Source organism: Magnetococcales bacterium (assembly GCA_015232395.1).
Lineage (GTDB): Bacteria > Pseudomonadota > Magnetococcia > Magnetococcales > JADFZT01 > JADFZT01.
Genome location: JADFZT010000098.1, coordinates 1 through 13,304 on the forward strand (window position 1 = coordinate 1; position 13,304 = coordinate 13,304).

The 13,304-nt window shown below is 58.2% G+C and carries 14 protein-coding genes; 4 read left to right on the top strand and 10 right to left on the bottom strand.

The window, feature by feature from the left end; translation table 11 throughout:
* Positions 1-201 precede the first annotated feature (201 nt).
* The 10 genes from groL to HQL52_18095 form a co-directional block, all read right to left on the bottom strand.
* Positions 202-1,833 carry a chaperonin GroEL gene (gene groL, locus HQL52_18050; protein MBF0371348.1) on the bottom strand — a complete coding sequence of 544 codons (1,632 nt, stop codon included), beginning with the start codon at positions 1,831-1,833 and terminating at the stop codon, positions 202-204.
* 47 nt (positions 1,834-1,880) lie between these two features.
* Positions 1,881-2,174 (bottom strand): co-chaperone GroES, encoded by a 294-nt coding sequence (gene groES / locus HQL52_18055; GenBank protein MBF0371349.1) that lies wholly within the window; start codon positions 2,172-2,174, stop codon positions 1,881-1,883.
* 61 nt (positions 2,175-2,235) lie between these two features.
* Positions 2,236-3,255, bottom strand: a complete 1,020-nt coding sequence (locus HQL52_18060) for an Mrp/NBP35 family ATP-binding protein (protein ID MBF0371350.1) — start codon at positions 3,253-3,255, stop codon at positions 2,236-2,238.
* A 12-nt stretch (positions 3,256-3,267) separates the two neighbouring features.
* A complete protein-coding gene (locus tag HQL52_18065; protein MBF0371351.1) occupies positions 3,268-3,519 on the bottom strand; it encodes a hypothetical protein in 252 nt (83 codons plus the stop codon).
* An 18-nt stretch (positions 3,520-3,537) separates the two neighbouring features.
* The gene (locus HQL52_18070; GenBank protein MBF0371352.1) at positions 3,538-5,205 is read right to left on the bottom strand and encodes a response regulator; all 1,668 of its coding nucleotides are present in this window, start codon (positions 5,203-5,205) and stop codon (positions 3,538-3,540) included.
* Positions 5,206-5,245: 40 nt separating this feature from the next.
* Positions 5,246-5,881: an Hsp20/alpha crystallin family protein gene (locus tag HQL52_18075; GenBank protein MBF0371353.1), complete on the bottom strand. Its 636-nt coding sequence runs from the start codon at positions 5,879-5,881 to the stop codon at positions 5,246-5,248.
* Between the two features lie 31 nt (positions 5,882-5,912).
* On the bottom strand, positions 5,913-6,200 hold the full coding sequence (locus tag HQL52_18080) for a hypothetical protein (GenBank protein ID MBF0371354.1): 288 nt from the start codon (positions 6,198-6,200) through the stop codon (positions 5,913-5,915).
* A gap of 48 nt (positions 6,201-6,248) precedes the next feature.
* Complete coding sequence (locus tag HQL52_18085; GenBank protein MBF0371355.1) at positions 6,249-7,616, bottom strand: DegQ family serine endoprotease; 1,368 nt, start codon at positions 7,614-7,616, stop codon at positions 6,249-6,251.
* Positions 7,617-7,873: 257 nt separating this feature from the next.
* Positions 7,874-8,485 (bottom strand): hypothetical protein, encoded by a 612-nt coding sequence (locus HQL52_18090; protein MBF0371356.1) that lies wholly within the window; start codon positions 8,483-8,485, stop codon positions 7,874-7,876.
* Between the two features lie 235 nt (positions 8,486-8,720).
* A complete protein-coding gene (locus HQL52_18095; protein ID MBF0371357.1) occupies positions 8,721-9,158 on the bottom strand; it encodes an Hsp20/alpha crystallin family protein in 438 nt (145 codons plus the stop codon).
* Between the two features lie 226 nt (positions 9,159-9,384).
* Here HQL52_18095 and HQL52_18100 point away from each other — a divergent pair, with 226 nt between their 5' ends.
* From HQL52_18100 to HQL52_18115, 4 genes are all read left to right on the top strand, one after another.
* On the top strand, positions 9,385-10,497 hold the full coding sequence (locus tag HQL52_18100) for a trypsin-like peptidase domain-containing protein (protein ID MBF0371358.1): 1,113 nt from the start codon (positions 9,385-9,387) through the stop codon (positions 10,495-10,497).
* A gap of 61 nt (positions 10,498-10,558) precedes the next feature.
* Complete coding sequence (locus HQL52_18105; GenBank protein ID MBF0371359.1) at positions 10,559-11,569, top strand: M48 family metalloprotease; 1,011 nt, start codon at positions 10,559-10,561, stop codon at positions 11,567-11,569.
* A gap of 130 nt (positions 11,570-11,699) precedes the next feature.
* On the top strand, positions 11,700-12,593 hold the full coding sequence (locus tag HQL52_18110) for an RNA polymerase factor sigma-32 (GenBank protein ID MBF0371360.1): 894 nt from the start codon (positions 11,700-11,702) through the stop codon (positions 12,591-12,593).
* A gap of 32 nt (positions 12,594-12,625) precedes the next feature.
* Complete coding sequence (locus HQL52_18115) at positions 12,626-13,066, top strand: DNA lyase (GenBank protein MBF0371361.1); 441 nt, start codon at positions 12,626-12,628, stop codon at positions 13,064-13,066.
* The last annotated feature ends 238 nt before the right edge of the window (positions 13,067-13,304 follow it).

A 13,304-nucleotide genomic window follows, 5' to 3' on the forward strand; every position in this document is an offset into this window, starting at 1 on the left:
TCAACAGGGAGTCAACCCATTGATCGCCATTCAAATCGCTTTGGCTGGCAAAATCAAATAGGGGGAGAGCAGTTACGCTGGAAGAATAATTTTTCCCCCTGAGGCAAATAAATCTCCAACAGCCAAGCAATGACGCGTTTTTGGATTTTACCAGCCGGGTTGCGTCCTGGAGGAGGCAGCCCGGCTGATGAATCTTGAGCGTTACATGTCCATGCCATCCATGCCGCCACCCGGAGCGGGAGGCGGGTCCTTTTTGGGAATCTCCGCCACCATGGCTTCGGTGGTGATCATGAGGCTGGCGATGGAGGCGGCGGACTGGATGGCGGTACGCACCACCTTGGTGGGATCGATGACGCCGCGCGCCACCAGGTCCGTATATTCGTGGGTTTGGGCGTCATAGCCGTAGTTGGCCGCCTTGTTCTCCAGGATTTTGTTGATGACCACCGATCCTTCCTGTCCGGCGTTTTCGGAGATGATCCGGGTGGGCTCCTCCAGGGCGCGGCGAACGATGCGGACGCCAACGCTCTGGTCCTCGCCGTCCACCTTGAGCTTGTCCAGCGCCTTGACGGTACGGAGCAGGGCCACCCCGCCGCCGGGAACGACCCCTTCCTCCACCGCCGCCCGGGTGGCATGGAGGGCGTCATCCACCAGATCTTTGCGCTCCTTCACCTCGATCTCGGTGGCGCCGCCCACATGGATCACCGCCACCCCTCCGGCCAGCTTGGCCAGACGCTCCTGGAGTTTCTCCTTGTCATAGTCCGAGGTGGTCTCCTCGATCTGGGTGCGGATCTGGTTGACCCGGGCCTTGATCTGATCCGATTCTCCGGCGCCATCGACGATGGTGGTCTCCTCCTTGCCGATGAGCACCGACTTGGCCGTGCCCAACATCTCCAGGGTGACGTTTTCCAGCTTGATGCCCACATCCTCGGAGACCACGGTTCCACCGGTGAGAATAGCGATATCCTCCAACATCGCCTTGCGCCGGTCGCCAAAGCCGGGGGCCTTGACTGCGCTCACTTTCAGGCCTCCTCGAAGCTTGTTGACCACCAGGGTGGCCAGGGCCTCACCTTCCACATCCTCGGCAATGATCAATAGAGGCCTGGAGGATTGGACGACGTTTTCCAGTATCGGCAGCATCTGTTGGAGATTTCCGACCTTCTTCTCAACCAGCAGGATGTAGGGATCCTCCAGGTCGCAGACCATCTTGTCCGGGTCGGTGACGAAATAGGGGGAGAGATAGCCCCGGTCGAACTGCATCCCTTCCACCACGTCCAGGGTGGACTCCAGTCCCTTGGCCTCCTCGACGGTGATCACCCCTTCCTTGCCCACCTTGTCCATGGCCTCGGCGATCATTTTGCCAATCTCGGGATCGCCGTTGGCGGAGATGGTCCCCACCTGGGAAATCTCCTCCGACTTGGTAACCTCCTTGGAGAGTTTTTTCAGCTCATCCACCACAGCCTGGGAGGCGGCGTCGATGCCTCGGCGTAGATCCATGGGATTCATGCCGGCGGCCACCGCCTTCATCCCCTCGCGGGTGATGGCCTGGGCCAGCACCGTGGCGGTGGTGGTGCCGTCGCCGGCCGCGTCGGCGGTTTTTGAGGCGACCTCCTTGACCATCTGCGCGCCCATGTTCTCGAACTTGTTTTCCAGTTCGATCTCCTTGGCGACGGTAACGCCATCCTTGGTGATGCGGGGCGCGCCCCAGGATTTGTCCAGCACGGCGTTGCGGCCCTTGGGACCCAGGGTCACCTTGACCGCGTTGGCCAACGTATTGAGCCCCTTCGCCATGGCGGCGCGGGCGTCGGTTCCGAATTTCACTTCTTTGGCAGCCATTGTCGTTTTACTCCTGTTTGGTAACTGAAAGCCGGTTGATCAACCGATCATTCAAGAACGCCCATGACGTCGGTTTCACGCATCATCAGGTACTCCTCGCCATCGAATTTGACTTCGGTCCCGCCATATTTGGTGAACAGAATGCGGTCGCCCGCTTTGACGTCCAGTTTCCGGACCTTGCCGTCATCGCCCACGGCGCCCTTGCCCACGGCGATCACCTCGCCCTGAATCGGCTTTTCCTTGGCGGTATCCGGGATGATGATGCCGCCGGCGCTCTTTTGCTCATCTTCGACCCGCTTCACCAGAATCCGGTCATGCAGGGGGCGAATCTTCGTTTTCATCTCTCGTTTCCTCCTATAGAAATGCTTGTTGGTACGTGTTCTTGAACCAGCACGACGGTGATCACGCCGCTCTGGGTTGAAAGGCCCGGGTCATTTCCGCAACCTTTCTGGCCATCATCATGAATTCGGTGGCCGCCGCCGATTCCGGTTGGCCCAGGACAACCGGAACGCCGCCGTCTCCACCCTCGGAAACCTCCCTGAGCAGAGGCAAACGGGCCAGAACCGCGATCTCCGGAAGAGGTTTGGCGGCGTTGACGAACGGATGGTTGTGATGTCCGCAGGATTCACAGGGCTGCCAGGCCATGTTTTCCACCAGTCCCAGTACCGGCGCTTCCTGCTTGCGGAAAAGATCCTGGGCGCGCCGCACATCGCTCCAGGCCACCTCCTGGGGGGTGGCGACCAGGATCACCCCATCCGTCTTGAGTCGGGACGCCAAGGTCAACTGCGCGTCCCCGGTGCCCGGAGGCAGATCCACGATCAAAAAATCCAACGCGCCCCAACAGGTCTGTTTGATGAACTGAACCAGGGTTCCGCTTACAAGCTGACCCCGCCAATCCAGGGCCTTGCCGGGCGGGATGAGGCTACCGGCGGAGATGAACCGGATGCCGTGCCGCGTGAGAGGCATCAGTTGCTCTCCGGGCAGAACCTCCGGACGTTCGGAGTTGCCCATCATGGTGGGTACGCTGGGGCCATAAATATCCGCGTCCATCAGGCCAACGGAGAAGCCCATCTGACCGAGCGCCGTGGCCAGATTGACTGCAACGGTGGATTTGCCGACGCCCCCCTTGCCACTGCCGACAAAAAGAATCTTCTTGACGCCGTCCACCCCCTCGACGCCCACCTGGGCGCGGCTGACTTCCAGATCGATCTCACCATCGAAAACCAACGCCAACGCCTGTCGCGCCTCTTTTTCAAAGGCGCGGATCTGATCCCTGTCATCGGTTATCAGATGGACCTTCACCCGGGCTATTCCTTCGGAGAGTTCCACCTCCTTGAGGAGATTCAGGGCGTTGATGTTCCATTTCAGTTTGGGTTCGAGCAGCTGATCGAACACTGCCGTGATGCGCTGTTTTGCTTCCATTTCCCTCTCTCCTCAAGCCTCGCTCCGCAACAGGCTGCGGAACGCCTCCGTTTCCGTCTCATGCGTTCGCGTCCACTGGTCCACCAGGGTGGCCAAGCAGTCGTGCAGTACGGGATTGGTCCACATGAGCCGGTTGGTGGCGGTAATGGCGTCGTTGGCCTCATCCACCACGATCAGGCCGTTTTCCCGGGCTTTTTCAATCAGGGTCCACATGCCGGGCTGCCTGTTTTTTACGAATTCTATGAAGCCGTTATCCAGAATCATCTCTTGATCTCCCGCATATTATGTGGCCATTTCCACCGGGTCTTTCCGCTCCAGAACCTTTTGAATGGACCGGATCAGCCGCTCCTTGCCGATGGGTTTGGTCAGATGGCCGTCGCAACCGGCCTCCAGGCTCCGCTCCCGGTGCTCCCGCATGGCGTGGGCGGTCAGGGCCAGAACCGGCGTTTTGGGGCGTTCATGCTCTCTCTCCCAATCCCGGATGGCACGTGTTGCGGCGTAGCCATCCATCACCGGCATCTCCACATCCATCAACGCCAGGTCATAATCGTTTTGGGTAAATTTCAAAAACGCCTCGGCGCCGTCCTTGGCTACATCGATCCTCCAGGGGGATTTTTTCAAAAACGCCTTGATGATCAATCTGTTTTCCGGCGCATCGTCGGCGAGTAGGATCCTGCCTGTCCGACCCTCCGGCAAAGATTCCGCGTCCGGGGCGGGGGTGCTGGCCGGATGATCGGGATCCTTTTTCAGTTGCGCGTCTTCGGCAACGGATTCCAGCGGCCAGAGCAGATGAAAGGCGCTGCCCCGACCAACGGCGCTTTCCAGCCGGATGACGCCACCCATCTTCTCCACCAGTTGCCGGCAGATGGCAAGTCCCAGACCGGTTCCCCCGTACTGACGGCTGGTGGAGGCGTCGCTTTGAATGAAAGGCTCGAAAATGATCTCCCGTTTTTCCTCCGGAATGCCGATGCCGGTGTCGGTGACCGATATCCGAATCTCACGATTTTGAATCCCGACATGGATACGCACTTCCCCCGAAGGCGTGAATTTGATGGCATTGCCGGCGAGATTGAGCAGGATCTGCCGCAACCGGCCCGGATCTCCCATCATCCGTTCCGGAACGTCATCATCCACTTGCCACAAGAGTTTCAGCCCCTTGTCCCGAGCCCGGTGGTTCAGGATGCCCACAGCGTTGTCGATGACCTGCCGCAGGCTCATGGGGCGGCGCTCCATCTCAAACTGGCCGGCTTCAATCTTGGAGAGATCCAGGATGTCGTTCACCAGGGCCAGGAGGCTCTCCCCGGCCCGGTTGATGATCTCGACGTATCCACGCTCCTCTGTAGACAGATTGCCTTCTTTCAGCAGTTCCCCCAGACCGGTGATGGCGTGGATCGGCGTGCGGATCTCATGACTCATGGAGGCGAGAAACAGGCTCTTGGCCCGGTTGGCGGCCTCGGCCAACTCCACCATGGCGCGGCTCTGCTCCGTGATCACCTTCTCCCGGGCTTCGGCGTAGGACTCGAAGGTGACCAGCCCCAGCTTGTCCAGCGCCGTATTAAGACGGATCAGCTCCTGGGCCAGCCGGGCGCGATCGGTGTCGAACGCCTCCTGCAGGATGGGCAGGGCGGCGTCCTTGAGGGAAAAGACGAAAACGGCGGTCTCCGTGGGCGTAAAACCCTGCTTGGCGCGGGAAGCGCTGATTTCCCGCAACAGCTCGACCGCTGCCGCATATTCCGGGGTATGGATATCCTCATGATTTTCGGACCGGAAGGCATCAAGAAGCGCGTCCAGCAGCTCTCCGGCCTGTCCCCGAAGCTGAAGCTCGGTCATCAGCTTCAGGGTACGATTGCCCGGAAGCCCCAGGATGTTCCGTATCCAGGACGCCAGCAGTTCATCCTTTCCGCCGTTTAAAACGTCGGCAAGCGTCCGGCCTTCCTCTTTTTGCGTCATGGCGTTCACGACTCTTCGAACCTCACCTTGATTTTCATTTTCAGAGCAATCCACTGTTGCTTTTTCGGGGAATCCTTACTGTCAGGATCCCATCCTCGAATTCCGTCCGCATGCCTGCCGGGTCCATGTCTTCCGGCAGGGAGATCCGTTTTTCGAATCGGCTGGAAAACTGGCTGCGGCGGGCCATGTTGCCCAAATCGTCATGCTGACTGGTCCGACTTTTTTTTCCGTCGGTTCGGGCGGCGATGTGCAACTGATGGTCCTCTACGGTCACCTCGACGTTGGATTTGTCGCCGCCGGGAAGTTTACCGGTGACGACCACCTCATCATCTTCCATCCGGATCTCGAATCCGGAGATGGAGCTGAATCCAAACCCATCCATGGGCGATGAGAACAATCCTTGTCCGAAGAACGGATCGTTGTTGAACCCGGAGAAGGGGCCGCCGTTGAACATGCGGTTCATTTCCTCCCGCATTGTGTTCATCCGCTCAAAGGGGGCTTGATTGAACTCTTCCCAGAACTCCTTGCCCCATGGATCTGAAAAACCGAGCGGATCGGAACGGTTGCTGTTCAGTGTCGGGCCTGAATCAACCGGCGTTTCTTTTTCCATGGCAGTGGAAAGCCGATGAATGAAGATCCCTTGAACGCCGATAACCACGACCAGCGCCAGGATCAACGCACCCAGCCAGCGCTTGGATCCAGGCGCATCACGCCACTTTTGCATCAAAAGATTCACGGCATTCATGGTTCGCCTCCGTTTTCAAAAGAGCCGGGTCTACCACATTCAAATGAGAGGTTGGCTGATAGCGGTTGGGCATTACTTCGCCTATGGGGTGGTTAATCCGTTTGAACCACTCGGATTCAGGCGATATCCGGATCGTCGTCCACTCCGGATGGGCTTCAAGAAGCTGTCTGTGCAGCGCGTCCGGATCGTCCGTTTCGGCTTTGAACCAGGACCACCGGTTGTTGGCGTAGTTTTCGACGACGACTTTCATGGTGGACCTCCTTCCTGATTTTCTTCTTTCCGGTTGAACGTTGAACTCTCACTGCTCCAGATTCAGGGCCAAGAACAGGGGATCGCCCTCCCGGAGCACTCTGGCCAGAACCGTCTTTGCGCTTCCAATGCTGGCGACGGCTTTTTCATAATCCTGAATTGAGGCGATCATTTTCCGATTCAGATCCACGATCACGTCCTCTTTACGTATGCCGGCCCGGGCGGCAGCTCCGTCGGTCTCCACGCCCACCACCACGACGCCCTTGATCTCCTCGCCCAGGCCCAACTGGCGGCGGATCGGGTCGGTAAGCCCCTTGACCTTGACCCCCAGAGGATCGGTTGATCCGGATGGATCGTTTCGAGCCAGAACCGTCTCCTCCCGGGGCATTTCCGCGATCTTGACCCGGATGGTCTCTTCATCGCCGTTGCGGAGGATTTTTACCGGTACGCTCTGGTCCACGGGTGTGGCGGCGACGATGGCCGGCAGATCGCGCATTTTGTTGATCCGGCGGCCGTTAAATTCCAGAATGACGTCTCCGGCCTTGAGACCGGCCTTTTTGGCTGGGCCGTCTTTCACCGCCTGGGCGATCAACGCGCCGCGCGGTTCATCCAGCCCCAGCGCCCGGGCCAATTCAGCCGTCACCCCCTGGATGCTGACGCCCAGCCAGCCCCGGGTGACGCGTCCGGTATCCTTGAGCTGGGACACCACGCTCTTGGCCATGTTGACCGGAATGGCGAAGCCGATCCCCATGTAGCCGCCGGAACGGGAAAAGATGGCGGTGTTGATGCCGACGACGTTTCCTTCCAGATCAAACAGCGGTCCACCGGAGTTGCCGGGATTGATGGCGGCGTCGGTCTGGAGAAAATCGTCATAGGGACCGTTGCCGATGGCCCGGCCTTTGGCGGAGATGATGCCGGTGGTAACCGTAGCCTCCAGGCCAAATGGATTGCCGATGGCCACCACCCAGGCCCCCACCTTGATGGCGTCGGAATCCCCCAGGCGAGCCACGGGCAGTTTTTGATCCGTTTCGATCCGGATCAGCGCCAAGTCGGTTTTGGGGTCGCTGCCGATAACGCTGGCATCGAACTCCTGTTCGTTCGAAAGACGCACTTTGATCTCGTCGGCCTCTTCGATAACGTGGTGATTGGTGAGGATAAAACCGTCGCCGTCGATGATGAAGCCCGAGCCCATATTGCGGGTCTGGAACTCCCGTTGGGGCATGCGATCCATAAATGGCTTGAAAAACTCCTCGAACGGGCTGTTCTTGAACGGGTTGTGTTGCAACCGGGTTTGACCGCCAAGGATCTTCTTGCTCGTATGGATATTGACCACCACCGGCTTCAGATTCTCCGCCAGCTCGGTCAATTCCGGAACAGAGCGGGCCGAGGCCGGAGCCGCCATCATTGTGAAAACCATGGCCAGTAAAGCCAACAGCGCGACCGCCGTTCCGGATCGTTTGAACGCAATCCACGTTGAGGGAGAAACCAGAGCCGGAAGCTGTTCCGTAGCCGACCGCGTCCATCGGGAAAAGTCCGCGAACACCCGCCATTCCAGTGCCGTCCCTGTGGCGGCGACAATCACCAGGGACAGGCCCACTGCCACGGACGCCACGGTTTCAAAGCCGCGCCGTAACGTGGCGGAAAGCGTTTCCCAGTCCAACAAAGTCCATTCCATCATGATCTCCTCCCTTCCTTACGCTTTTTTTCATTCTCTTTCCGACCGTAGCCCTCCTGATCCCCGTAGTCCGCAAACTCCGCATAGCGTGGATGGGGCTTTTTGGGTGTTTTGGCGTGTTTGATGGGACACCAGCGTTCTTCGGTGCGGCTGGCGATCTCCCGAACATAGGCCAGTACGCCGTTGCCGTATCCGCAGTAGACGCAGTTGAGTTTTTCAATCCAGTGGAGATAGGCCAGCTTGTGCCGGTCGATGACGACGAATTCCGACCGGCTCACGGTTGGAATGCCGTAAATGGGAAAACAGATGGTTTGATACAGGGTTGCCATCAGATCCAGCAGGGCCAGGGGAATGGCCACAGACCAGATGACCGGAGCGGTCAGAAGAAGCCCGATCCGAGATTCCCGCAAGAGGTCCGCCATGGAGGATTGATCCTTCCAATCCTCCCGGATCCAGGGGAGATCCTTTTCGAACAGCTCCCCAAACCCGCCTGAAAAAATGCGCTCGTTTTGGATGGAAAGCCGGATCGGCGAACGCTGGGAGAGGGATTCCCGAAGTCCGGACCATGAGGGGAAATTTTTCAGAATCTCTTCAATACGCGTGCTCGCCATGTCCCAATCCTCCATCAATAACGACCCCGGTTAGGCAACCGGAGGGTCATCAACAAAGGGCCAAGAGCTGGTTCTAGATGGTTGGCGTCAAGTGGACGCCAACCCGTTTACCGCCGTGCCCGAATGGTTGTTGTCGTGTTGGGCCGGCCCAGTGAAAACGTTGGACCGGCCCGGTTGTCATAAAGGGTGCTTACGCCCCGGTACAAACTCCCTTTGCGCGCCTTGACGGTCGCCCTCAATTGACCTGAACCTGGATGGAACGGGGCTTAGCCTCCTCCAGCTTGGGCAGGGTCACCTCCAGTACGCCGTTTGCGTAGGCGGCGGAAATCTTGCCCGTGTCGGTGGTATTGGGCAGTGAGAACGAACGGCTGAACCGTCCGTAGGCCCGCTCCACCCGGTGATAGCTCTCCTTGTTCGCCTCGTCATCGAACTTGCGCTCGCCGGAGATGGTCAACTGCCCGTTGTCGACGTTGACGTTGATGTCCTTCTGCGCCATGCCGGGAACGTCGGCCTTGATGATGATTTGGTTTTCATCCTCCCGGATATCGACCCGCATGGGCCAGGCGGCCATCTGACCGGTGGAACCATCCATATCCTGGTCAAAGAGCCGGTTGATCTCGCCCTGAAGGGTGCGAAATTGCCGAAAAGGATCATAAGAAACGATGCTGGCCATTTTGGACCTCCTTCACTGATTGAGATGTTGTTTGTCGGTGTTGGTGGCCACCTTGCGCAATGAGATAGGAAGCGTTTTTTTGCTTTGCAAGAGGCCGCGCGAAAATTTTTTCATGATTGTGCCTGAATATTGAAAACCCCTGATGCTATAACCAGATGGAATAAAACCATACGTGGGCGCCTGTTTTGAACAGGTCGTCAGGAGCCCTCCAAGGGAGTTTGAAAAGATGTCACATTTCCGAATTTCGCCCCGCCTGATCTGGCTTGTCTTGCTAATTGCCACATTAGCGATCTACTTCCGTCCATTGATTCAGATGACCCTGATCAGTATGTCGGCCACACCCCGGTCCGTGACCGCCAGGGGTGACTTGGCGGCGGATGAAAAAAACACGATCGACCTGTTCAAGGCGACCAAGCCCTCGGTGGTCTATATCACCACCATCCGTCACGTGCGGGATTTCTGGACTCGAAACATCATGCGCGTGCCAAAAGGGACCGGTTCGGGCTTCATCTGGGACCAGTTCGGGCATGTGGTCACCAATTATCATGTTTTGGAAAAAGCGCAGGAGGCCCGGGTCACGCTGGCGGACCAGAAGAGCTATCCGGCGGTTCTGGTCGGGGCCAGTCGGGAACACGACCTGGCCGTGTTGCGTATCGACACCGGCTTTGAACCTCCCGTCCCGGTTTCCATCGGAACCAGCAAGGACCTTCAAGTCGGCCAGAAGGTGTTCGCCATCGGCAATCCCTTCGGGTTGGACCACACCCTGACGACCGGGGTAATTTCCGCCTTGGATCGGAGCATCGACAACGACGCCGGGGGGACCATTGATCACCTGATTCAAACCGACGCCGCCATCAACCCCGGCAATTCCGGCGGTCCCCTGTTGGACAGCGCGGGCCGTCTCATCGGCGTCAACACGGCCATCTACAGCCCATCAGGCGCTTATGCCGGCATCGGTTTTGCCGTACCGGTGGATACGGTCAACCGGGTCGTGCCAGTCCTTATCGCAAAAGGCCGTTATCAACGCCCCAGTCTGGGCGTCACGGCAAATGACGAGGTCAGTCGGCGGATTCTGTCGGAGTTTGATGTGGACGGCGTGCTCGTGCTTGACGTGACATCGGGATCGGCGGCTGAAAGGGCCGGCCTGCGGGCTACGCGAATTCGATACCGGGAAATCATACTTGGCGACGTCATTCTTACGGTTGACGGCAAACCTGTCGCTACTGTCGAAGATCTCCAAAAGCGGATGGGGGATAAATCCATCGGCGATTCGGTGAACCTGACCATCTGGCGGAGAGGAGAGAGGTTGAGGCTTTCAGCCGTTCTTGGAGGAAATTGATTTTTCCGACTGGTTGCGAAGTGCGGTTGGCGTTCCTACCTGATGGATAAAGGAGGTTGCCATGTTTGGATGGAGAGATGAAATTGATGAGAGCAGGATCCTTGCCCGCAAGGCGGGCAATTTCCTGCAAACCGCATTACTGTTCACCGGCATGACCGGCCTGCTGGCCCTTCTGGGGTGGATGCTGGCCGGGGAGGAAGGGGTCTGGTGGAGCCTGATTCTGGCGGTGGTCATCAACCTGATGGCGCCCAGCGTTGCGCCATCACTGATATTGCGTCTTTCCGGAGCCCGTTGGATCGACCCAAGAGGGCGTCCGGATCTCTACCAAACCGTAGCGAACTTGGCGCGTCGGGCCGACCTGGAGAAGGTTCCCCATCTCTATTACATCCCCAGCGCCACCCCCAACGCCATGGCCGTGGGTAGCGGACCGGATGCTGCGGTGGCGGTATCGGACGGTCTGTTGGGTTTGCTCAACGGACGGGAGTTGACCGGCGTGCTGGCCCACGAGATCAGCCATATCAAGAACGGCGATACCCGGGTGATGGCCATGGCCGATGCCTTCCGCCGCCTGACGTTGATGCTCGCCATGTTCGGCCAGCTTCTGGTTCTTCTGACCCTGCCCATTCTGATGCTGGGCGGGGCTGAGATCTCATTGCCGGCGCTGCTGATCCTGATAGCCGCGCCTACGTTGAGCGCACTTTTGCAGTTGGCCCTCTCCCGCACCCGGGAGTTCAACGCCGACCTGGACGCCGCCGCCCTGGCCGGGGATCCCCACGGTTTGGCCTCGGCGCTCAACAAAATCGAGATGCCCCGGCGTGGTTTCTGGAAGCGGATTCTCTTCCCCCTGGGCAATCCGAAAGAACCGGGTTGGCTGCGCACCCATCCGGAAACCCGGGAGCGGATTCACAGGCTCATGGAGTTGTCCAATCCTCGCCCGATCCACAAGGTGGTTCGGCAGGATCCGGCTATTCTCCAGATGCCCGCCCGCCACAGCCGCCCACGTTTTGGCATGGTCTCCGCTTATCGCCCCAGACGGCGGCCAAGCCCTTGGTTACGTTTGGAATGGGTCTAAAAAAAAATATTCACGACCCTCTTGAAACTCGTTTTGGAAAGTGCTATCTAAGAAAATGTCAGGGGCGCATATGGCGCTTCCATCACCCTAAAAGGACACCATTTGAGAGATTTGATACGGAGAGCCTTCAATGTCGACTCAAACCCTCGCCATTCATCGTTCTTCGGATCTGGTCGTACAAGACGGCGGTTCCGGATTCCAAAAATTCCTCCAGCAGGCCATGCAGGCCCCCATCCTGTCCGCTGAAGAGGAATACCAACTTGCCACCCGCTTCCAGGAAAATGACGATCGTGAGGCTGCTCACAAGTTGGTTCACTCCTACCTGCGGCTTGTCCTGAAAATTTCCCGTGAATATCTCAATTACCGCTTGAACCTGCCGGACCTGGTCCAGGAAGGGACCGTGGGCCTGATGCACGCGGTGAAAAAATTCGACCCCAAACGGGGCAATCGGCTCGCCACTTACGCCATTTGGTGGATCCGTGCCGCCATTCACGACTTCATTCTGCGCTCATGGCGCATGGTGAAGATCGCCACCACCCAGCTCAAACGGCAACTTTTCTTCAAGCTGCGTCAAGCCAAGGCTTCCCTATCCCCCCTAAATTGGGATGAAGCTGAAGAGTTGGCGCAAAAATTTGGAACCGACCCTGAGACCATCCTGGAGGTGGATGGCCGGATGAGCGGCGACGACACCTCCCTCAATCAACCGGTTCTGGATGACGCCGGGGAAATGCAGGATCTCATCGCCGATCAGCGTCCCAACCAGGAGTACGAACTGCTCACCAGTCAGCAGAAGGAGCTGATGGGATCCCTGATCCAGCAGGGCCTCGACCGGCTGAACCCCCGGGAGCAGGCCATCATCTGCGAACGGTTCCTGGCCGAAAAACCCGCCACCCTGGACGTTCTGGCCCAACGGTTCAGCGTCAGCCGGGAAAGAATCCGGCAGATCGAAAAGCGCTCGTTGGAGAAGCTGAAGGCGTTCTTCCAAACCGTGCCCGAGGCCCGGGAGCTGGTCATTGACGCCTGATCGTCTTTCCTTGCCTTGTCCTTGAACCGGACATGCGCCTTTGGACTATTCACCCAAAATATCTTGACGCCAAAGGGCTGGTCGCCCTTTGGCGGGAGGCGCTTCTGGCCCAGAAGGTTTTGCGGGGATTGACCCGTGGATACGCCAACCATCCCCAGCTTCACCGGTTCAAGGAACAGCCCAATCCCGTAGGGGCTATCGCCCAATATCTGCGCGCAGTTCATCAAGAGGCCCTGCGCCGTCAATACCGGTTCGGCGTTAGCCGAATCGCCCCAGACCACTGGCTCGGGACCATCCAGGCGACCGACGGGCAAATGCTCTATGAGTGGTGCCATTTCCTTGGCAAGGTGGAAAAGCGCAATCCCAACCACCATGCCATGATCAAACCTATTCTCACGCCAGATCCCCATCCCCTTTTCAGTCTGATTGAGGGTGGAGTGGCAAGCTGGGAAAAAATTCCGCCCTCTTCTTGAAATCCCTTCAGGCCATTCCTATATCCAGTTCATCAGCGACTGGAATCAAGATCTTTTCGCACAATACCAAGATGTTCCATCGATTCCCGATCGCCTGAAAACAACTGAGAATTCGCTTTTCCGGTGGAAATCCGGGGTTGTGAAACAAGGCTTAACAAAAGGTAACTATTCAGCACCCTGCCGCAAATAAGACTTGACAGCCTTTTTGGTCTGAAAATGTTTTGCTGACTTCGTAGAG